Annotated in this window: 16 protein-coding genes and 1 tRNA gene; 11 read left to right on the top strand and 6 right to left on the bottom strand. The window is 72.9% G+C overall.

The window, feature by feature from the left end:
- The first annotated feature begins 16 nt into the window (after positions 1 to 16).
- The 6 genes from KLO01_RS03345 to KLO01_RS03320 all read left to right on the top strand — a co-directional run bounded on the left by KLO01_RS03345 (position 17) and on the right by KLO01_RS03320 (position 4,636).
- Positions 17 to 604, top strand: a complete 588-nt coding sequence (locus KLO01_RS03345; RefSeq protein WP_147062119.1) for a DsbA family oxidoreductase — start codon at positions 17 to 19, stop codon at positions 602 to 604.
- Positions 605 to 781: 177 nt separating this feature from the next.
- The gene (locus tag KLO01_RS03340) at positions 782 to 1,264 is read left to right on the top strand and encodes a DUF2231 domain-containing protein (RefSeq protein WP_147062118.1); all 483 of its coding nucleotides are present in this window, start codon (positions 782 to 784) and stop codon (positions 1,262 to 1,264) included.
- A 16-nt stretch (positions 1,265 to 1,280) separates the two neighbouring features.
- A complete protein-coding gene (locus tag KLO01_RS03335; protein WP_222611914.1) occupies positions 1,281 to 1,940 on the top strand; it encodes a response regulator transcription factor in 660 nt (219 codons plus the stop codon).
- Positions 1,937 to 3,280, top strand: coding sequence for a sensor histidine kinase (locus KLO01_RS03330; RefSeq protein WP_147062116.1), 1,344 nt, complete (start codon positions 1,937 to 1,939; stop codon positions 3,278 to 3,280). Before KLO01_RS03335 ends, KLO01_RS03330 begins: the two co-directional genes overlap by 4 nt.
- A 97-nt stretch (positions 3,281 to 3,377) precedes the next feature.
- Positions 3,378 to 4,025 (top strand): phosphatase PAP2 family protein, encoded by a 648-nt coding sequence (locus tag KLO01_RS03325; RefSeq protein WP_147062115.1) that lies wholly within the window; start codon positions 3,378 to 3,380, stop codon positions 4,023 to 4,025.
- Positions 4,022 to 4,636: a DedA family protein gene (locus KLO01_RS03320; RefSeq protein WP_147062114.1), complete on the top strand. Its 615-nt coding sequence runs from the start codon at positions 4,022 to 4,024 to the stop codon at positions 4,634 to 4,636. Before KLO01_RS03325 ends, KLO01_RS03320 begins: the two co-directional genes overlap by 4 nt.
- Positions 4,637 to 4,670: 34 nt before the next feature.
- Here KLO01_RS03320 and KLO01_RS03315 read toward each other — a convergent pair.
- Positions 4,671 to 4,745 (bottom strand) — tRNA-Arg (locus tag KLO01_RS03315).
- 166 nt (positions 4,746 to 4,911) lie between these two features.
- On the opposite strand from KLO01_RS03315, the gene KLO01_RS03310 reads away from it, so the two are divergent.
- The gene (locus KLO01_RS03310; protein ID WP_246136031.1) at positions 4,912 to 6,183 is read left to right on the top strand and encodes an MFS transporter; all 1,272 of its coding nucleotides are present in this window, start codon (positions 4,912 to 4,914) and stop codon (positions 6,181 to 6,183) included.
- Here KLO01_RS03310 and KLO01_RS03305 read toward each other — a convergent pair.
- Entirely contained in the window at positions 6,170 to 6,991 is an 822-nt protein-coding gene (locus tag KLO01_RS03305; protein WP_147062113.1) for an enoyl-CoA hydratase/isomerase family protein, read from the bottom strand. The genes KLO01_RS03310 and KLO01_RS03305 overlap by 14 nt on opposite strands.
- Positions 6,992 to 7,102: 111 nt before the next feature.
- On the opposite strand from KLO01_RS03305, the gene KLO01_RS03300 reads away from it, so the two are divergent.
- Together KLO01_RS03300 and KLO01_RS03295 are read left to right on the top strand one after the other, a co-directional pair.
- Positions 7,103 to 10,852 carry an AAA domain-containing protein gene (locus tag KLO01_RS03300; protein WP_147062112.1) on the top strand — a complete coding sequence of 1,250 codons (3,750 nt, stop codon included), beginning with the start codon at positions 7,103 to 7,105 and terminating at the stop codon, positions 10,850 to 10,852.
- Positions 10,849 to 11,124, top strand: a complete 276-nt coding sequence (locus KLO01_RS03295) for a hypothetical protein (protein ID WP_147062111.1) — start codon at positions 10,849 to 10,851, stop codon at positions 11,122 to 11,124. The genes KLO01_RS03300 and KLO01_RS03295 overlap by 4 nt, the downstream gene beginning before the upstream one ends.
- Positions 11,125 to 11,208: 84 nt before the next feature.
- Here KLO01_RS03295 and mscL read toward each other — a convergent pair whose 3' ends face one another.
- Together mscL and KLO01_RS03285 are read right to left on the bottom strand one after the other, a co-directional pair.
- Positions 11,209 to 11,577, bottom strand: coding sequence for a large conductance mechanosensitive channel protein MscL (gene mscL / locus KLO01_RS03290; RefSeq protein WP_147062110.1), 369 nt, complete (start codon positions 11,575 to 11,577; stop codon positions 11,209 to 11,211).
- 124 nt (positions 11,578 to 11,701) lie between these two features.
- Complete coding sequence (locus KLO01_RS03285; RefSeq protein ID WP_147062109.1) at positions 11,702 to 12,379, bottom strand: SAF domain-containing protein; 678 nt, start codon at positions 12,377 to 12,379, stop codon at positions 11,702 to 11,704.
- A 134-nt stretch (positions 12,380 to 12,513) separates the two neighbouring features.
- On the opposite strand from KLO01_RS03285, the gene KLO01_RS03280 reads away from it, so the two are divergent.
- On the top strand, positions 12,514 to 14,280 hold the full coding sequence (locus KLO01_RS03280) for a DEAD/DEAH box helicase (protein ID WP_147062108.1): 1,767 nt from the start codon (positions 12,514 to 12,516) through the stop codon (positions 14,278 to 14,280).
- A gap of 28 nt (positions 14,281 to 14,308) precedes the next feature.
- Here KLO01_RS03280 and KLO01_RS03275 read toward each other — a convergent pair whose 3' ends face one another.
- A complete protein-coding gene (locus KLO01_RS03275) occupies positions 14,309 to 14,632 on the bottom strand; it encodes an FmdB family zinc ribbon protein (RefSeq protein WP_147062107.1) in 324 nt (107 codons plus the stop codon).
- A gap of 234 nt (positions 14,633 to 14,866) precedes the next feature.
- The gene (locus tag KLO01_RS03270; RefSeq protein ID WP_246136030.1) at positions 14,867 to 16,441 is read right to left on the bottom strand and encodes a potassium/proton antiporter; all 1,575 of its coding nucleotides are present in this window, start codon (positions 16,439 to 16,441) and stop codon (positions 14,867 to 14,869) included.
- A 46-nt stretch (positions 16,442 to 16,487) separates the two neighbouring features.
- Here KLO01_RS03270 and KLO01_RS03265 point away from each other — a divergent pair, with 46 nt between their 5' ends.
- The gene (locus KLO01_RS03265) at positions 16,488 to 19,145 is read left to right on the top strand and encodes a penicillin acylase family protein (protein ID WP_147062106.1); all 2,658 of its coding nucleotides are present in this window, start codon (positions 16,488 to 16,490) and stop codon (positions 19,143 to 19,145) included.
- Positions 19,146 to 19,149: the final 4 nt, after the last annotated feature.

Here is a 19,149-nt window from a genome sequence, read left to right as displayed (position 1 = left end):
GTGCTTGGGTGGAGAGATGGCCGAGCTCGTGCTGGATCTCTGGGGTGATGTGATGGACCCGTGGTCGCACGTCGCCAAGCGTCGCGTCGAGGCGGCGGTGGTGGCCTCGACCAGACCTGCCGACATCGTCCTCGTCCACCACGTGCTCCCGGGTCCGCCGGTGGCGCCCGCAGAGCTCGAGGAGGCCGGCGTCCTCGGGCGCCCGGACGGCATCGACGTCACCCTCTCGGAGGTGCCCTCGACCGACCCGACGGACGCGCACCGGCTCGTCGCGCTGGCCCACGCGCTCGGCGGGCCCGCCCTCCAGGGCGCCATGCTCGAGCGCCTCTTCGTCGCCGTCTTCACCGAGCAGCTCGACGTCGGCGACATGATGGTGCTCCAGCGGCTTGCAGCCGAGGCGGGCCTCGACGAGCGCCGGGTGGCGGCCGTGCTCGCCTCCTCGGACCACGCCGCCGACCTCGCGTCGGACGTCTCGACCGCCCACGACCTCGGCATCGAGAAGGCACCGCACCTCGTGGTCGACCACCGGTTCGGCCTCGGTGGCCCCGCCGAGGTCGAGGACTACCTCGCCCTCATCGAGCGGGCACTGGCAGAGCAGCCCTAGTCCCGAGGGGGCGCACGCGCGAGGGGGTCCCACCGCCGGGTGCGGACGGCATACCCCTGAGGTCCGTGAGGCCGGCGCGGAGGTGACCACACCGGTCGCTGAGCCGACCCCCGTCGTCAGGAAACTGGCAGGTTGGGCTGCATAGGTTCGTTCCGTCACCCATTTCGAGGAGCTGCCATGTTCGACCTGATCAACGGAATCCCCCTGCACCCACTGGTGGTGCACGCCATCGTCGTCCTGCTCCCGTTGGCGACCCTCGGCACGATCGCCATCGCGGTGCGACCTCGGTGGCGCCGGTCCTACGGCCCGCTGGTCGTCGCTGCCGCCGCCCTCGCTGCGGTGCTCAGCCCCGTCGCGACCCAGAGTGGGGAGGCGCTGGAGCGGCGCGTGGGCGACCCCGGTGTGCACGCCGAGCTCGGCGACACCCTCGTCTTCTTCGCCATCGCGCTCACGCTCGCGTCGGCCGCGCTCGTCTGGCTCGAACGGCGCGCCTCATCGCCGACGCGCGCGGCATCGGCGGGTGGGTCACGTCTCACGACGGTGGTGGCGATCGTCGCCGTCGTCATCGGGCTCGCGTCGGCCGTGCAGGTCTATCGCGTCGGTGACTCCGGCGCCCGCGCCGCCTGGGGTGACGCGGCGACCCAGTCCGGGAGACCATGACGCCATGCTCGTCGGCGTGTGTGAGGACGACCCGGGGATCCGCTCCGTCGTCGCCCAAGCCTTGTCGTTCGCGGGGCACGACGTCGTCACGGCGCACCGCGGCAGCGAGGCGCTGACCCGTCTGGGACGCGACAGCGGGGTGTCGGTGATCGTCATGGACATCGGGCTGCCGGACTCCGACGGGCGCGACGTCGTGCAGGCGCTCCGTTCGGCGGGCCAGCCGGCGCCGGTCATCTTCCTCACGGCGCTCACCGACGTGCACCACCGCATCTCGTCGTTCCACGCCGGGGGTGACGACCACCTCGGCAAGCCCTTCGACGTCCGCGAGCTCATCGTCCGGGTCGAGGCACTGGGCCGTCGCATGTCGTCGCCGCCCCTGCCGGCCCCGGCCGGCCTCGGCAACCTCAGCATCGACCCGACGGCCCACGCGATCAGCACGGGCGACGACGAGGTGCTGCTCAGTCCCACCGAGTTCCGCGTCCTTGCCGCCATCGCGTCCCGGCCCGGTGAGGTGGTGCGGAGGGCCTCGGTCGTCGCCGCGGCCTGGTCCGACGGCGCGCTCGTCACGGACAACACGCTCGACTCCTTCATCCGGCGGGTGCGGCGCAAGCTCGACGAGGTCGGCGCCACGGTCGGCATCGAGACCGTCCGTGGTGTCGGGTACCGCATCCGATGACCGACTCGCGCAAGTGGCGCTCGCTGCGCCGCCAGCTCGTCCTGGCCACGCTCGGCGTGACTGCGGTCGGCGTCGTCGTGCTCACGGCGGTGTTCCACCTCGTCCTCGAGGACCTCGGTCGCGGCGACGTCGATCGGGTCCTCGCGACCCGGTCCGACGCCGTCGTCCGTGCCGTGGAGGCGGAGCGTGGCGACCCGTTGACCGTCCCCGCGGGGGTGCTGGACGCCGGGGAGGTGGTCTACGACGCCCGCGGTGAGCGCGTGGCGGGCACGCCGCTGCGAGGCCTCGACGACGCCTACCTCCGCCTGGCCGCGAAGGGCGGGCCCGCGGCGACCCGGGTGGGGGAGTCCGCCAGTCTGCGCGCGGCCCCGGTGACGACCGACGGTGGGCGCGGGATGGTCGTCGTCGGTGTCTCGCTCCGGCCCTACGAGACCGGGGAGGGCTATGCGCTCGCCCTCAGCGTTGCCTCGGGGCTGCTCGTCGTCGCCTTCTCCGGTCTGGTGGCGAGCTGGGTGGCCCGGCGCGCCCTCCGGCCGGTGGGGGAGATGGCGGCCACCGCGGCCTCCTGGAGCGAGCACGACCTCGGTCGGAGGTTCGACCTCGGGCCCCCGACCACCGAGCTCACCGCCCTCGGCGCCACCCTCGACGGCCTCCTCGACCAGGTCGCCACCGCCATCCGGGCCGAGCAGCGGCTCACCGCCGAGCTGGCCCACGAGCTCCGCACGCCCCTGACGACCCTGCAGGGCCTCACCGACCTCACCCTGCTCCGCGACGACCTCACCCCGCCGGTGCGCCGACAGCTCGAGGACGTCGCCACGACGGCCCGCTCGATGGGGCAGACGGTGACGACGCTGCTCCACGTCGCCCGGACCGAGTCCGCGACCGCCTCCAGCGCCTCGCTGCGTGACGTCGTGGCGGCTGCCGTCGACGCGGTGGGCGAGCTCGAGGGCAGTGCGGAGGGCTCCGGGGGAGGCGCTGGGGAGGGCTCCGGGGAGGCGCCGGCGATCCGCGTCGACGTCGGCGACCACCGGCTCGGCATCCCGCACGACGTGGCCGTCCGTGCCCTCGTGCCGGTGCTCGACAACGCCGTCGTCCACGCTGGCTCGGCCATCCGCGTCACGAGCGGTGCCGCGCAGAGGGGGTTCGTCTGCGTCGTCGTGGAGGACGACGGTGGTGGCGTGGCCACCGACCTCGACATCTTCGAGCCCGGGGTGTCCACGCGTGGCACCGGACTGGGGCTCGCCCTGGCACGCCGGGTCGCGCGCTCGGCCGGTGGGGACGTCACCCTCACGAGCCGGTCGGAGCCGACGAGGTTCGAGGTCCGGCTGCCTCTGGGCTGACCCTCGGCCCGTGGTCAGGTGTCTGGCAGGTTCGCGAGCGCAGGATGGAGGGGCGGCCCGTCTGCCACGACCGCCAGAACCCGAGCACCGGAGCACGATGAACCTCCTCAGCCACCACCTCTTCACCTGGACGAACTCCCTGTCGCGAGCCACACCGGTCCTCCACGGACCCGCTCGGGTGTTCGCCACCTACGGCGTCGTCCTCTTCGGGATGGCACTGCTCGTGGCCCTGTGGCAGGCGCGCCACGCGTCCGACACCGCCCTCGCCTCCGTGGGCTGGGCCGGGTTGGGGACGCTGGTGGCGCTGGGCGTGAACCAGCCCGTGGGTGCGCTGTTCGCCGAACCACGGCCGTATGCCGGGCATCCCGAGGTCCTCGTCCTCGTGTCCCGCACGACCGACTGGTCCTTCCCCTCGGACCACTCCGTGATGGCCGGGGCGTGCGCCGTCGGTCTGCTGGTCGCCGCCCGCCAGCACCGGGCCTTCCGGCGCCTCGCGCTGCTGGCGGTCGTCGCCGCGGCCCTCATGGCGGTCGACCGGGTCTACGTCGGCGCGCACTACCCCCTCGACGTCGTGGCGGGTCTGATGCTCGGAGGCGCGGTCTCTGCCGCCGGGTGGCTGGCGCTGCGGTGGTTGCTCGTCCCCGTCGCCGCCTGGCTGAGGCGCCTGCCGGGGGTCCAGTCCGTCTTCCAGGCACGGGTCGGGAGCGGTCCGGAGCCCGGCAGCGCGGCGATGGGTCCAGCGTGAGTTCGCTCCTCGACTCGATCCTCACCGCGCCGGCGGTGTGGGTGCTGGTCGTCGTCGGGCTGGTGGTCTTCGCCGAGGACGCCCTCTTCGTCGGGTTCGTCCTGCCGGGCGAGTCCGTCGCGGTCCTCGGCGGGGTGGCCGCCCACCAGGGACACGTCCACCTCTGGGAGGTGATGACGGTCGTCGTCGTGGCCGCGGTCGTCGGTGACACCGTGGGGTTCGAGGTCGGTCGCCACTTCGGGCCGCGCATCCTGTCGTCACACCTGCTCGAGCGTCGCCGCGCCCGCATCGACTCCGCCCGGGACTTCCTCTCGCGCCGGGGTGGCTGGGCGGTCTTCCTCGGCCGCTGGACCGCGTTCTTCCGTGCGGTCATGCCGGCCCTCGCGGGGACCTCGGGGATGCCGTACCGCACGTTCGCGACCTACAACGTGCTCGGCGGGGTCCTGTGGGGCTGCACCGTCGTCACCGCGGGCTACCTCGCGGGCTCCTCGTATGCCGCGGTCGAGAAGGCCATCGGACGTGGCAGTGCGCTCGCGGTCCTAGCCGTGGTGCTCGTGGCCCTGCTCGTCTGGCACCTGCGACGGCGTCGCGCCGACGCGGACACCGCGTGACCCAGCCCGGCGGATCGGTCGACGGTTGGTCGTCTGGTGCCCTCGGCAGGATTCGAACCTGCGACACCTTCTTTAGGAGAGAAGTGCTCTTCCCCTGAGCTACGAGGGCGGGGAGGCCGGATGGCCGCGGACCAGCCTAGTTGACGTGCGGCGCCCGGTCGCACGCGCGACTGCGCAGGGGAAACGGGCACTTCGCAGCACCGCGGCGGGGGTGCCCAGTGCACGCAACCCACCTCGGGCGGGAAAGGTGGGGCGCGGACGGCATACTTCGGCGGGTGACCGCAGCCCCCGCACCGGAGACGCATGACGACCCCGTGCAGCGGCGGACCGTCGCGACGTTGTCGATGTCGCAGGTGCTCGGCGGCGTCTCGCTCGCGAGCGGGGTGGCCGTCGGCGCGCTGCTCGCCGAGCAGGTGTCGGGGTCGCCGACGTATGCCGGTCTCGGCTCGACCTTCCAGGTGCTCGGCTCGGCGCTCATCGCCATCCCGATGGCCCGGCTCAGCGCGGCACGCGGACGACGCCCCGGGCTGGCGCTCGGCTACGTCCTGTCGTTCGTCGGCGCCCTCGGCCTCATTGCGTCCGGCATCGTCGGCAGCTTCGCGCTGCTGCTCGTGGCCAGCCTGCTCTTCGGCGGCTCCACCGCGTCGAACAACCAAGCGAGGTATGCCGCGGCCGACCTCGCGAACCCGGCCCACCGTGGGCGCGACCTCAGCCTCGTCGTGTGGGCCACGACGATCGGCAGCGTGCTCGGACCCAACCTCGTCGGCCCGAGCGAGCCGGTGTCCCGCCTGCTGGGGATCCCGCGGCTCACCGGGCCGTTCGTCTTCTCGCTCGTGGGGCTGACCCTGGCCGTCCTCGTCCTGTTCGTCAGGCTGCGACCGGACCCGCTCGTCGAGGCCCGGCGCCGCGCGGCCGACCTCGACCCGCACGCCGTCGGCCCCACGCACGGCTCGATCGGGCGCGGTCTGCGGGTCATCGCGGCCCGGCCGCAGGCGCTGCTCGGCGTCATCACGCTCGCCCTCGGCCACGTGACGATGGTGAGCGTCATGGTCATGACGCCGCTGCACATGCGTCACGGGCATGCCGACCTCACGATCATCGGGTTCGTCATCAGCATGCACATCCTCGGGATGTTCGCGTTCTCACCGCTCACGGGCATGGCCGTCGACCGGCTGGGCGGGCGCACCGTGGCGATGGTGGGGTCGGGCATCCTCGTCGTCGCGACGCTGCTCGCGTCCACGGCGCCGATGGGGCACTCGAACCGGCTGCTCGCCGGGCTGTTCCTGCTCGGGCTGGGCTGGTCGTGCACGCTCGTCTCCGGCTCCACCCTGCTCACGAGCGCCGTGCCGACGACCGAGCGGCCCGGCGCGCAGGGGGCGAGCGACCTCGTCATGGGGCTCGCGGCCGGCATCGGCGGCGCGCTCGCGGGGGTCGTCGTCGACCGCGCCAGCTTCCACGCCCTCGCGCTCGGTGCGCTCGTCGTCGCCGTGGCGATCGGCGTGGCGGCGCTCGTCCTGCGCGACCGGGAGCCGGTCAGCGTCCGCTGAGCCCGGGCCAGCTCGGCGTGCGCTTCTCGGCGAACGCCGCGACACCCTCGGCGCGGTCCGCGCTGAACGCCGTGTCGTGCCAGCGCGCGTCCTCGATGTCGAGGCCCTCGGCCAGCGACACGTCCATGCCGCCGCGCATCGCGGCCTTGGCGTTGCGCACCCCGACGGGGGAGTGGGCGGCGATCCGCGTCGCGAGCTCGAGCGCGGTCGCACGCGGGTCGTCGACGACCCGGTCGGCCAGACCCAGTGCGAGGGCGGCCTCGCCGCCGACCCGGCGCGCGGTGAAGATGAGGTCGGCGGCACGCGACCAGCCGATCCGGCGGGTGAGCAGCTGGGTGCCGCCGCCGCCCGGGATGACGCCGACCGAGACCTCGGGCAGCCCGAAGGTCGCCTCCGGCGAGGCGACGATGAGGTCGCAGGACAGGGCGATCTCGCAGCCGCCGCCGAGCGCGTAGCCGTCGACCGCCGCGATGACGGGCACCGGCAGGTCCAGGACGCTCCGGTATGCCGTCCTGTTCCCGGGCCGCTGCGCGCGCAGCTCGTCGTCGGACAGGGCGTTGCGCTCCTTGAGGTCGGCGCCGACGCAGAAGGCCTTGGGGTGCGACGACGACACGACGACTGCCCGGGCGGTGTCGTCGGAGGCGACCGACTGCGCGGCGTCGGTGAGGGCCCCGGCCATCGCGGTCGAGACGGCGTTCATCGCCTCGGGACGGTCGAGGACGAGCTCGACCACCCCCGAGTCGTGCCGGACGACCCGCACGAGGTCGGAGGACGAGGGGGTGGGCTGCGGCGCTGCATCCTGGGACATGACGCCATCCTCGCCGATCCCGCCGGCGCGCAGGCAGGTGGTCGTGAACGCGGGCGTCCGCCACGAGTGGCGGCACACGGCATACGGGCGGGTCGTTGTTAGCCTGCTGAGGTGAGCGAACCGGGACCGCAGTCAGAGATCGACTCGCGGACCGAACGGGTCCGCCACGCCGTCGCGGGCTGGACCCGGCACCTCGTCGACCTGGGCGGGCGCAACACGCTGCTCTGGTACCGCGACCTCCCGTCGGGCACCCTCGACCTCACGACGGCCCACCCCGGCGGGGTCGCGATGCTCCTCGCCGGCCGACCGACCCGGCTGAGCGACCTCGTGCGCGAGCCTGCGGCCTTCGACGAGGCCCGGCGGCGGGCCCGCACCATCGCCGGAAAGGCGCGTGAGCTGCGCGAGGAGCGGGGCATCGACACCGGCTTCGTCGCCGTGGGCATGGCGACGTGGAGCCTCGGTCGCGGTGGCGCCGCAGCGGCCCGACAGCCGGCGGCCCCGGTGCTGCTGCGCAGCTGCACCCTGCGGCCGACGACGCCGCAGCACGACGACTACGAGCTCGACCTCGGCGACGAGATCGAGCTCAACCCGGTGCTCGAGCACTATCTCGCGTCCGAGCAGGGGATCACCCTGGACTCCGAGCGGCTCGAGGGCCTGGCCCACACGTCCAACGGGTTCGACCCCTACCCTGCGTATGCCGCGCTGACCGAGGAGTGCGCGTCGGTCCCGGAGTTCGAGGTGACGCCCCGGATCGTCCTCGGCACCTTCTCGTACGCCAAGCTGCCGATGGTCGCCGACCTCGCCGCGCACGGTGACGCGCTCGCCGACCACGACGTCATCGCGGCCATCGCCGGCGACCCGACGGCGCTGCGCTCGGTCCGGCACGAGCTGCCCTCGCGTGCCGCCGACGTCGTGCCCGACCCCGCGAGCGGTCTGCTCATCCTCGACGCCGACTCGTCGCAGCAGGAGGCCATCGAGGCCGCGCGCTCGGGTGCCCACCTCGTCATCCACGGGCCGCCCGGCACCGGCAAGTCGCAGACCATCGCCAACCTCGTCGCGGCGCTGGCCGCCGACGGCAAGCGGGTCCTCTTCGTCGCCGAGAAGCGCGCGGCGATCGACGCCGTCGTCGGCCGGCTCGACCGCGTCGGGCTCGGCGACCTCGTCCTCGACCTGCACGACGGCGCCCGCGGCCGGCGCCGCATCGCCGGTGAGTTCGTGGCTGCGCTCCCGGGTCGTTCGCCCCGCCCCGCCGACCCGCCGAGCCGCGACGTCGACCGGCTCCGCGCCGCGGCCGCCACCCTGCGCGAGCACCGCGACGCCATGCACGACCCGCGCCACCCGTGGGGCGTGTCCGTCCACGACGTGCAGGAGGCGATCAGCGGGCTCGGTGCCGTCGAGCGCCCGCCGCACTCGCGTGTCCGCATCCGGGGTGAGGCGCTGCAGTCGCTCCCGCGCGACCGCTACGAGCTGCTCACCCGCGAGCTCACCCGCGTCGGCTCCCTCGGCGCCTGGCGCACCGACCGTGGCGAGGACCCCTGGTACGGCGCCACCGTGCGCACCCCCGAGGACGCCGTGCGGGCCCGTGAGCTCGTCGAGCGCTGGTCCGGGTCCGCGGTCGCCGACGTCGGGCAGACCCTCGCCGACGTCTTCGCCGGGCTGCGGCTCCCGGACTCGCGCACGGTGCGCGACTGGGGCCGCGTGCTCGACACCGTCGCCGAGGTGCGCGACACCCTCGAGACCTTCCGGCCCGAGATCTTCGACGTGCCGCTCGGCGAGTTCGTCGCCGCCACGGGGACGGGGGACTACCGCGCGTCGGTGGGCTCCGACCTCGGGTGGTGGGAGCGTCGGGGGCTGCGGCGACAGGTGCGGCGCTACGTCCGCCCGGGCCGACCGCCCGCCGACCTGCACGTCGCCCTGCTCGCCGCCAACGAGCAGCGCAGTGCGTGGAAGGAGATGGCCGGTGCCGGTGGACGGCCCGAGATGCCGGCCGACCTCGACCGCGCCATGGAGGCGTATGCCGGCTTGGCCGCCGACCTCGCATGGCTCGACGAGCGGGTGCCGCGCACCGGCGACTCCGCGTCCCTGCTCGACGTGCCCCGCGAGGAGCTCGCCGAGCGGCTGCAGACGCTCGCCGACGCCCCCGAGCGGCTGGCCGTCATCCCCTCGATCATCGGGCCCGTCGAGTCCATGCGCGACGCCGGTCTCGGTGCGCTCCTCGACGACCTCGCCGCACGACGCGTCCCCGCCGACGACGTCGCCGCCGAGGCCGACTTCGTCTGGTGGAGCTCGGTACTCGACGACATCGCCCTGCGCGACGCACGCATCGGCGCCCACGACGGCGAGGACCTCCGCCGCACCGTCGGCGAGTTCGCCGGTGCGGACCGGGAAGTGCTGCGGCAGAACGCCTCCCGCGTCCGCGCGGCCGTGCGGGCCAATGTCGACCGGGTGCTCGGCGACTCGCCCGAGCTCGAGAGCATCGTGCGGGCCGAAGGTGCGAAGGCCCGCCGCCACCGCCCGCTGCGCGACCTGCTGCCGGTCGCCGGTGAGCTGCTCACCGCTGCCCGCCCGTGCTGGGTCATGAGCCCGCTCGTCGTCGCCTCGGTGCTGCCCCCGGGGGTGTCGTTCGACGTCGTCGTCTTCGACGAGGCGTCGCAGATCCCGCCGGCCGAGGCGGTGTCGGCGATCTCTCGAGCCCGCCAGGTCGTGCTCGCCGGTGACGCCAAGCAGCTGCCCCCGACGTCCTTCTTCACCACCGTGAGCGAGGGTGGCGACGCCGCTCCGGACGACTCGCTCAGCGAGGGGGTCGAGTCCATCCTCGACGTTCTCGCCGCCACCCTGCCCAGCCGCCACCTGTCGTGGCACTACCGGTCGCAGGACGAGCGCCTCATCTCGTTCGCCAACGAGCACGTCTACGACGGCTCGCTCGTGACCTTCCCCGGCACGGGGTCCGCTCCGGTGCTGCGCCACGAGCTCGTCGACGGCGTCGGCGTCATGGCCGACGGTGCCGCCAGCGTGGAGACCACGCAGGCCGAGGTCGAGCGGGTCGTCGAGCTGGTCCTCGAGCACGCCCGCACCCGTCCGGGCGAGAGCCTCGGTGTCATCGCGCTCGGACTGGCGCACACGCAGCGGCTCGACGACGCCGTCCGGCGCGCGCTCCAGGGGCTCGACCCGCAGACGGCCGCGTTCTTCACCGAGGACGTGCACGAGCGCTTCTTCATCAAGAACCTCGAGCGGGTCCAGGGCGACGAGCGCGACGCCATCATCCTGTCCGTCGGCTACGGCAAGACGCCGCACGGCCGGGTCCTGCACCGGTTCGGTCCGCTCAACGTCGAGGGCGGCGAACGCCGGCTCAACGTCGCCATCACCCGGGCCAAGCGACGCATGACCGTGGTGTCGTCGATCGGCGCGGACGAGCTGGACCCCACCCGTCTCAAGGCCCGGGGTGCACAGATGCTGCGGGACTTCCTCGCGCACGCCGCTGCGTCGACGGCGGCCGCCGCGACGGGAGAGCCGGCCGAGGTGGCCCCCAGTGCTCCCGTGCAGTCCGTCGTCATGGCCGAGTTCGCCCGGCGGCTGCGGGCCGGCGGGCTCGTCGTCCACGAGCGCTACGGCTCGTCGGCCGACCCGATCGACCTGGCGGTGGAGGACCCGAACCACCGCGGTCGACTTCTCGTCGCGGTCGAGTCGGACGGACCGGAGTATGCCGCGATGCCCAGTGCCCGCGACCGTGACCGGCTGCGTGCCGAGCACCTCTCGCGCCTCGGGTGGAAGCACGTGCGGGTGTGGACCCGTGACGCCTTCCGCGACCCGGCCCGTGACGTCGCCCGGATCCAGGCCCTGGCCGAGCGCGGGGGACAGTGACCCGGCGCAGCCGTCGCGCGTCCAGCGCCCCGCAGCGGGTCGGCTCGGACGAGGGCCTCACGTCGAGCCGCCCCACGGCCGAGACCTCGGGTCAGGAGCCCGAGGCGGCGACGCCGACGGAGGCCGAGGCGGGCGCGAAGGTGGGCGGACGGCATACGCCGCGCAGGGCCGAGCAGACCAAGGACGACACGGACGAGGGCTGGGGCGAGCCCGGGGACGACGACGCGTCGGCCCGGTGGCTGCGCGAGAACCGTCCACCGCACTGGTCCTGAGGACGCGGCACGGGGCGGCGGCCAGCGAGTGCTGGCCGCCGCCCCGTGGCGGTTCGGACGTGTGACACCCCGGAAGGGACTCGGTCAGAGGGTGGGACGCGCGCGCAGGCTGTCGCGGATCTCCTTGAGCAGCTCGGTGTTGGGGTCGACCGTCTCGGCCTCCGGCTCGGAGGGGAAGAGCCGCTCCTTGGCGGCCTCGTAGGGCTTGACGACGAAGAAGTAGACGACGGCCGCGAGGATGAGGAACGCGATGAGCGCCGTGATGAAGGCGCCGAGCGGGATGCCGCCGGGCTTCCAGGCGTTGAAGTCGGGCTGGTCGCCAGCCTTGCCCACGATGCCCATGATGACGTCGACCATCTTCTTGACGACCTCACCGAACGCTCCGGCGATGACGAAGGCGACGGCGAGCTCGACGAGGTTGCCCCGCATCACGAAGTCCTTGAAACCCTTCATGGGTCCTGTCCTTTCAGTAGGAAATGGCACCTGACATGCAGTGTCGAGGCCTTCCCACGCTACAAGCGTGCACGGCGGTTCGCTCGGCACAGTGCCGGACTTCTGAGGACCGGCACGCGAGGGCTCAGCGGGTCACGACGACGAGGACCGCCGGTGCGCCCCCCTCGGGTCGCCCACCAGCGAAGATGCGCTCGAGGTCCTCCGGGGCGAGGGCGACGACGAGCCCCCTCAGGCCCCCGTCGGCACCCGGCAACGATCCGGTGAACGACGGCTTGTCGGGCGTGTCGACCCCCAGCACGAGGACCTCGCGGGCCAGGGCGGGGCCGCCGGTCTCGGGATAGACGACGACCCGACGGCCCGCCGACACCAGGTCGAGCGCCTGCCCGTCGGCGACGACGAGGTGCGCCGCGACGGTGCCGGCCGGTGCGCCGTCGGCGGCTGAGCGGGGGACGAGCCGCGTCGACGTGACCACCTCGCCCGGCTCGACCCGTGAGGCGAGGCGTCGCCCCACCACAACCCCCGGGTCGGCGACCGTGGCCACCGGACGGGTGTCGCCGGCGACCTCGACCACGCGCACGTCGGACGGCGCCAGGACCGAGCCGGCTGCCAGCGACGAGGTCGAGACGAGCACCCGGGTCGTCGCCGGTGGGGGTGGCCGCACGACCCCGACGAGCAGGAGCGTGGCCGCGGCGGCACAGAGCCCGGCCAGGGCCCGCCGCAGCGTCCGGCGCCGCCACCGGGCCCGGCGGGAGCGACCGAGGACCCGGGGACGACGCAGGCTGGGGAGGAGGAGGCGGGGCATGTCCCGACGCTAGGGAGCGCGCCGTGCCCGGAACAGGCGACGGGGCGAGGTTGTGGACGGTGACCCACCTCTCGGGGCGCCTGTGGACGAGCAGGAAGTCGCCGTTCGAGGCCCTGCGGCACTACGGTCAGGTTGTGAGTGACGACGACGCGACCCCGACCGAGACCGAGCCCGAGACCGAGCAGCCCACCTTCGCCGAGCTCGGCCTCGACGAGCGGGTCGTCAAGGCGCTCAAGGACATCGGCTACGAGACCCCCTCGCCGATCCAGGCCGCGACCATCCCCGCGCTCCTCGAGGGCCGCCACGTCGTGGGCCTCGCCCAGACGGGCACGGGCAAGACGGCGGCGTTCGCTCTCCCGATCCTCAGCCGCCTCGACGCCAAGCAGAAGTCGCCCCAGGCCCTCGTCCTCGCACCGACGCGCGAGCTCGCGCTCCAGGTCTGCGAGGCGTTCGAGAAGTACGCGTCGAAGATGCCGGGCATCCACGTCCTCCCGGTCTACGGCGGTCAGGGCTACGGCGTCCAGCTCAGCGCCCTGCGCCGTGGTGTGCACATCGTCGTCGGCACCCCGGGCCGGATCATGGACCACCTCGAGAAGGGCACGCTCGACCTCTCCGAGCTGCGCTTCCTCGTCCTCGACGAGGCCGACGAGATGCTCAAGATGGGTTTCGCCGAGGACGTCGAGACCATCCTCAAGGACACCCCCGACGAGAAGCACGTCGCGCTGTTCTCGGCGACGATGCCCTCCCAGATCCGCCGGATCTCGAAGAAGTACCTCACCGACGCCCTCGAGATCACCGTCGAGCGCAAGGCCACGACCGCCCCCAACATCACCCAGCGCTACCTCTTCTGCTCCTACCCGCAGAAGATCGACGCCCTGACCCGCATCCTCGAGGTCGAGAACTTCGAGGGGATGATCGTCTTCGTCCGCACCAAGAACGAGACCGAGATGCTCGCCGAGAAGCTCCGGGCCCGTGGCTTCTCGGCCACGGCCATCAACGGTGACATCGCCCAGGCGCAGCGTGAGCGCACGGTGGCCCAGCTCAAGTCGGGCAAGCTCGACATCCTCGTCGCCACCGACGTCGCCGCCCGTGGCCTCGACGTCGAGCGGATCAGCCACGTCGTCAACTACGACATCCCGACCGACACCGAGTCCTACGTCCACCGGATCGGCCGTACCGGCCGCGCCGGCCGCTCGGGTGACGCGATCTCGTTCGTCACGCCGCGCGAGAAGTACCTCCTCAAGGCGATCGAGAAGGCCACCAAGACCACGCTCACCGAGATGCAGCTCCCGTCGGCCGAGGACATCAACGCGACCCGTCTCGGGCGCTTCGACGACCGGATCACCACGGCGCTGCAGTCGAGCGACATCGACGCCTTCCGCGACGTCATCGCGCACTACGTCCGCAACCACGACGTGCCCGAGTCCGACGTGGCCGCGGCGCTCGCCATCGTCCTCCAGGGCGACGAGCCCATGCTGCTCGACCCCGAGCCGGTCCGTCCGCCGCGTCGAGAGCGCGACGAGCAGCGGCGCGACCGGGACGACCGCGGCGGGAAGTTCGACCGCGACGACCGCGGCGGGCGACCGGACCGCGGCCCCAAGCGGGGCCAGTCGGGTCCCATGACGAACTACCGCATCGCCGTCGGGCGGCGCCAGCACGTCGAGCCACGCCAGATCGTCGGCGCGCTCGCCAACGAGGGGGGCCTCGGTCGACAGGACTTCGGGCGGATCGACATCCGGGCCGACCACTCGATCATCGAGCTGCCCGCGACGCTGCCGGCGGGCGCGTGGGAGAAGCTGCGCGGGACGCGGATCTCGGGTCAGCTCATCGAGCTGCGCGAGGACTCCGGCCGTCCCGGACGCCCCGACAGGAAGCCGCACCGCAAGGGCCCGCGCCCCTGAGCGCCGACGCCGTCCCGGTTGGGGAGACTCAGGCGGAGGCGGCGGTCGAGCTGCTGCTCGAGGACGTGCTGGACGAGCTCGACGGGGTCGAGGTCGACGACGTCGACGACGAGGAGCTGCTCGTGCTCGACGACGAGTCGGACGGCGGGCTCGCCGGCGTCGAGCTGGTCGACGAGGAGCGCGAGTCGGTCCGGTAGAACCCGGAGCCCTTGAAGACGACGCCGACCGAGTTGAAGACCTTGCGCAGGGACCCGCCGCACTCGGGGCAGACCGTGAGCGAGTCGTCGCTGAACGACTGGACCGCCTCGAAGTGGTGGTCGCAGTCGCGGCACGCGTAGGCGTACGTGGGCACGGGGTTCCTCCTGGGCGATGCGGGTGAGCAGGGTCAAGGATACGGAACGCGCGGACATGCTCCGGTATGCCGGCCGCCCACCGGGCGCACCCGGCATACCGCACCGCCTGTGGCGTCCGCAGGAGTGGTCGCCTTCTCGACCAAGGTCGCGGACGCACGGGTATGCCGTCCTGTGGCGCCCGCAGGAGTGGTCGCCTTTCCGACCAGGGTCGCGGACGCCGGCCGGGGAGCCGGTCAGTCGGGCGAGGACCAGCCGGCGAGGCGGCCCTGGAGGCTCACGGCACGCAGCCGCTTCTCCACGGCGGCGCGGGCGGTGGCGGGGGTGACGATGAGCAGCTGGTCGCCGCGGCGCAGCGGCGTCGTCTCCTTGGGCACGAACGACGCGCTCTCCCGGACGACGAGCGCGACGTTGGCGCCGGGTGGCAGCCGCAGCTCGTAGACCTGGACCCCGGCGAGCCGCGACCGTGGGCCGACGGTGACCTCGAGGAGGTGGGCCCCGATGTCGTCGAACGGTGTCGCCTCCAGCGCGAGGTCGTAGGTGTGGTGGGCGCGGTCGAGGCCGAGCCGGTGCGCCACCCACGGCAGGGTCGGGGCCTGGACGAGGGTGAACATGATGACGAGGACGAAGACGAGGTTGAAGATCCACTCGACGCCCTGCGTGCCCGCCGTCATCGGGACGGTGGCGAGCACGACCGGCACGGCGCCGCGCAGACCCGCCCAGGCGAGGAAGCCCTGGGTGCGCCAGCCGATCCCGAACGGCGTGCACGACACGAGGACGGACAGGGGTCTGGCCAGGAGCAGCAGCACGAGCCCGAGCACGAGCGCCGGGACGATCTGGGAGGGGAAGCCGCGCGGGTCGGCGAGCAGCCCGAGCATGACGAAGAGGCCGATCTGGGCCAGCCAGCCCAGCGCTGTCGCGAAGCCGGCCACGGGCGCACGGTGGGGCAGGCCCATGTTGCCGAGCACGAGCGAGGCGAGGTAGCAGGCGATGAACCCGGAGGCGTGCACGACGTCGGCCGCGGCGTAGGCGAGCACCGACACCGACATGACCCCGATCGCGAACAGCGCCGAGGAGCCTCCGGCGACCCGGGCCATGAGCTTGCCGCCGAGCCAGCCGACGCCGAGACCGACGATGGTGCCGACGACGAGCTCGAGGGTGATGAGGGCGGCGAGCGACCACCATGAGCCGACCCCGGTGCCCGCGGCCGAGCCCGTGGCCAGCGCGGTGACGATGATGACGACGGGGGCGTCGTTGAAGCCCGACTCCGCCTCGAGCATGCCGCTCACGTGCCGGGGGAGCGGCACCTTGCGCAGCACGGCGAAGACCGCGGCGGCGTCGGTCGAGGCGAGGATCGCGCCGATGAGGAGCGCGGTGTTCCACGAGAAGTCGAGGACGAACCGCGCCGCGACGGCGACGACGGCGATCGACACCACCGCGCCGACGGTCGCCAGCGCCGCCGCGGGCGCGAGCGAGCCGCGGATCGTGTCCCACTTCGTCGTCACCCCGCCCTCGGTGAGGATGAGGACGAGGGCGGCGTACCCGAGGACCTGCGTGAGCTCGGTGTCGGAGAAGTCGATGCCGAGTCCGCGGTTGCCGAGCACGAGCCCGATCGCCAGGTAGATGAGCAGCGACGGCAGGCCCGAGCGGGTCGAGAGCCGGACGGCGGCGATCGCGACGATGAGCACCGCGGCGCCCACGAGCAGAGCGATCGAGAGGGCGTGCAGGTTGTCGGGCTCGGCGGTGACCACGGTGTCGACGGCGACCTTGGACGACATGCCGGCGCCCGGCAGACCCAACGTCGTGATCACGGCCCGTCCTTGCAGGTGGTGAGGATGTCTGTCCTAGTCTCGCAGGGTGAGTCCTCTTCGCGTTGCGCGTCGCGCTGCCCTGGTCCTGGCCGGCATCCTCGTCGTCGCTGCTCTCGTCCTCTCGGTCGTCGGCGTCTCCCTGGTCCGCAGGTCCTTCCCGCAGACCGAGGGCGAGATCAAGGTCCCGGGGCTGGCGGCCAAGGTCGACGTGTTGCGCGACGAGCGTGGCGTCCCCCAGATCTACGGCGACAGCCTCACCGACATCGCCAAGGCACAGGGCTTCGTCCACGCGCAGGACCGGTTCTTCGAGATGGACCTGCGCCGCCACGTGACGTCCGGCCGGCTCTCCGAGCTCGTCGGCGACGCGGGGCTCGAGACCGACAAGGTCGTGCGCACCATGGGCTGGCGCCGGGTCGCCGAGACCGAGCTCCCGACGCTCGACCCGCAGACGCGGACCACGCTCCAGGCCTATGCCGACGGCGTCAACGCCTATCTGCGTGGGCGCTCGCCGTCGCAGGCCTCGCTCGAGTACGTCGTCCTGGGCACCCGCGTCTCGGACTACCAGATCGAGAAGTGGACCCCGGCCGACTCGATCGCCTGGCTCAAGGCGATGGCGTGGGACCTGCGGGGCGACTACTCCAACGAGCTCGCCCGGGCCCGGCTCTCGACGCGGGTCACCGGCGCCCAGATCGCCGAGCTGTTCCCGCCCTACGACACGGCCAACACCCCGATCCTCACGGCCGACCAGTGGGCACCCCGCTCGACGCCCGGCCAGGTCTCGTCGAGCGTCCCGTCCGCACTGCGGTCGGCCGCCACGGGCGCCTCCTCGCGTGACGTCGCCGACGCGCTCGGCAGCTCCTCGGCGCAGGACGCGTATGCCGCAGTCGGCCGTGCGCTCTCGGCGGTCCCCGCGCTCATGGGTCGCGGCGAGGGCATCGGGTCCAACTCGTGGGTCGTCGGCCCGCAGAAGTCGGCCACCGGCAAGCCGCTGCTCGCCAACGACCCCCACCTCGCCCCCGGCATCCCCGGCATCTGGTACCAGGTCGGCCTGCACTGCCGCCAGAAGTCCGAGCAGTGCCCGCTCGACGTCGCCGGGTTCTCGTTCTCAGGGGTTCCGGGCGTCGTCATCGGCCACAACGACAAGATCGCGTGGGGCTTCACCAACCTCGACCCGGACGTCAGCGACTTCTACCTCGAGAAGGTCGACGGCAACCGCGTGCTGCGCGGCCGGACGTGGGAGCCGCTGCAGACCCGGCGCGAGGTCATCAAGGTCGCGGGCAAGCCCGACGAGACGATCACGGTGAGGTCGACGCGCCACGGGCCGATCATGTCCGACGTGCTGCCGGCGCTCGACGACGCCGGTGAGCGCTCACCCGTGCCGGTGGTCGAGGGCCAGGCACCCGCGACCCAGCAGGACTTCGCTGTCTCGATGGCGTGGACCGGTCTGCAGCCCGCCAGGACCGCCGACGCGATCTTCGCGCTCAACACCGCCCAGGACTTCACCGAGTTCCGCCAGGCGGCCAAGCTCTTCGCGGTGCCCGCGCAGAACCTCATCTATGCCGACGTCGACGGCCACATCGGCTACCAGGCCCCGGGCCAGGTGCCGGTGCGCGTCTCGGCCTTCAAGGGTGCGCCTCCTGGCTTCTGGCCGGCGCCGGGCTGGGACGAGACCTACGACTGGCAGGGCTACGTCCCGTTCGACTCGATGCCCTACGCCCTCGACCCGGACGAGGGCTTCATCGTCACCGCCAACCAGGCCGTGACGGCGAGCCCGACGCCGTTCCTCACCACCGAGTGGGACTACGGCTACCGCTCCCAGCGCATCCGCGAGCGCATCGAGGCCGCGACCAAGGGCGGCGGGACGGTCACGGTGGCCGAGATGGCGCAGATCCAGATGGACTCGCGCAACGAGTTCGCTCCCACCCTCGTCAAGGCCCTCCTCGCCGTGCCGCTGGCGGGTCCCGGCGACACCGACGCCCAGGTCGCCTTCACGCGTGAGGCGCAGGACCTGCTGCGCGACTGGGACTACACGACCCCGGCCGACGGCTCGCGAGCCGGTGCGGCCGCCGCCTACTACAACGCGGTCTGGGCCAACCTGCTGCGGCTGCTCTTCGACGACGAGGCGCCTAAGGGGCTCGAGGCCGACGGCAACAGCCGGCACATGGCCGCGGTCGCCCGGTTGCTCGAGAACCCCAAGAGCGCCTGGTGGGACAACCGCCAGACCCCGGGTGTCACCGAGAGCCGCGACGAGATCCTCCGCCAGGCCCAGGTCGAAGCCCGGCTCGAGCTCACGAGGAAGATTGGCAAGGACCCCGACGACTGGCGCTGGGGCAAGCTGCACACCCTCGAGCTCACCCACCAGGTCCTCGGTGGCGACAGCGTCCCCGGCATCGTGCGCAGCATCTTCAACCGCGGCGACTACGAGATGCCCGGCGGCTCCTCGATCGTCAACGCCAACGGCTGGCGCGCCAACCTCGGCTACGAGACGAGCTGGGCGCCCTCGATGCGCATGGTCGTCGACCTCGGCGCGTTCGACCGCTCGACGTGGGTCAACCAGACCGGCGCGAGCGGCCACGCCTTCAACGGCCACTACGACGACCAGACCGAGGACTGGGTCGCCGGTCGACAGCACCCGTGGCCGTTCACGCAGAAGGCCGTGCGTGAGGCCACCGACGAGGAGCTCACGCTCGTCCCCGGCAGCTGACCGG

The organism is Knoellia locipacati, from assembly GCF_007992835.1.
Taxonomy (GTDB): domain Bacteria; phylum Actinomycetota; class Actinomycetes; order Actinomycetales; family Dermatophilaceae; genus Knoellia; species Knoellia locipacati.
This window is presented reverse-complemented; position numbering and strand designations above follow the sequence as displayed.

Bases quoted from the DNA above. Each gene is read 5' to 3' on its own strand.
- KLO01_RS03330 (WP_147062116.1), top strand. From the start codon at position 1,937: ATGACCGACTCGCGCAAGTGGCGCTCGCTGCGCCGCCAGCTCGTCCTG.
- KLO01_RS03285 (WP_147062109.1), bottom strand. From the start codon at position 12,379: ATGCCCCGCCTCCTCCTCCCCAGCCTGCGTCGTCCCCGGGTCCTCGGT.
- KLO01_RS03340 (WP_147062118.1), top strand. From the start codon at position 782: ATGTTCGACCTGATCAACGGAATCCCCCTGCACCCACTGGTGGTGCAC.
- KLO01_RS03345 (WP_147062119.1), top strand. From the start codon at position 17: ATGGCCGAGCTCGTGCTGGATCTCTGGGGTGATGTGATGGACCCGTGG.
- KLO01_RS03305 (WP_147062113.1), bottom strand. From the start codon at position 6,991: ATGTCCCAGGATGCAGCGCCGCAGCCCACCCCCTCGTCCTCCGACCTC.
- mscL (WP_147062110.1), bottom strand. From the start codon at position 11,577: ATGAAGGGTTTCAAGGACTTCGTGATGCGGGGCAACCTCGTCGAGCTC.
- KLO01_RS03325 (WP_147062115.1), top strand. From the start codon at position 3,378: ATGAACCTCCTCAGCCACCACCTCTTCACCTGGACGAACTCCCTGTCG.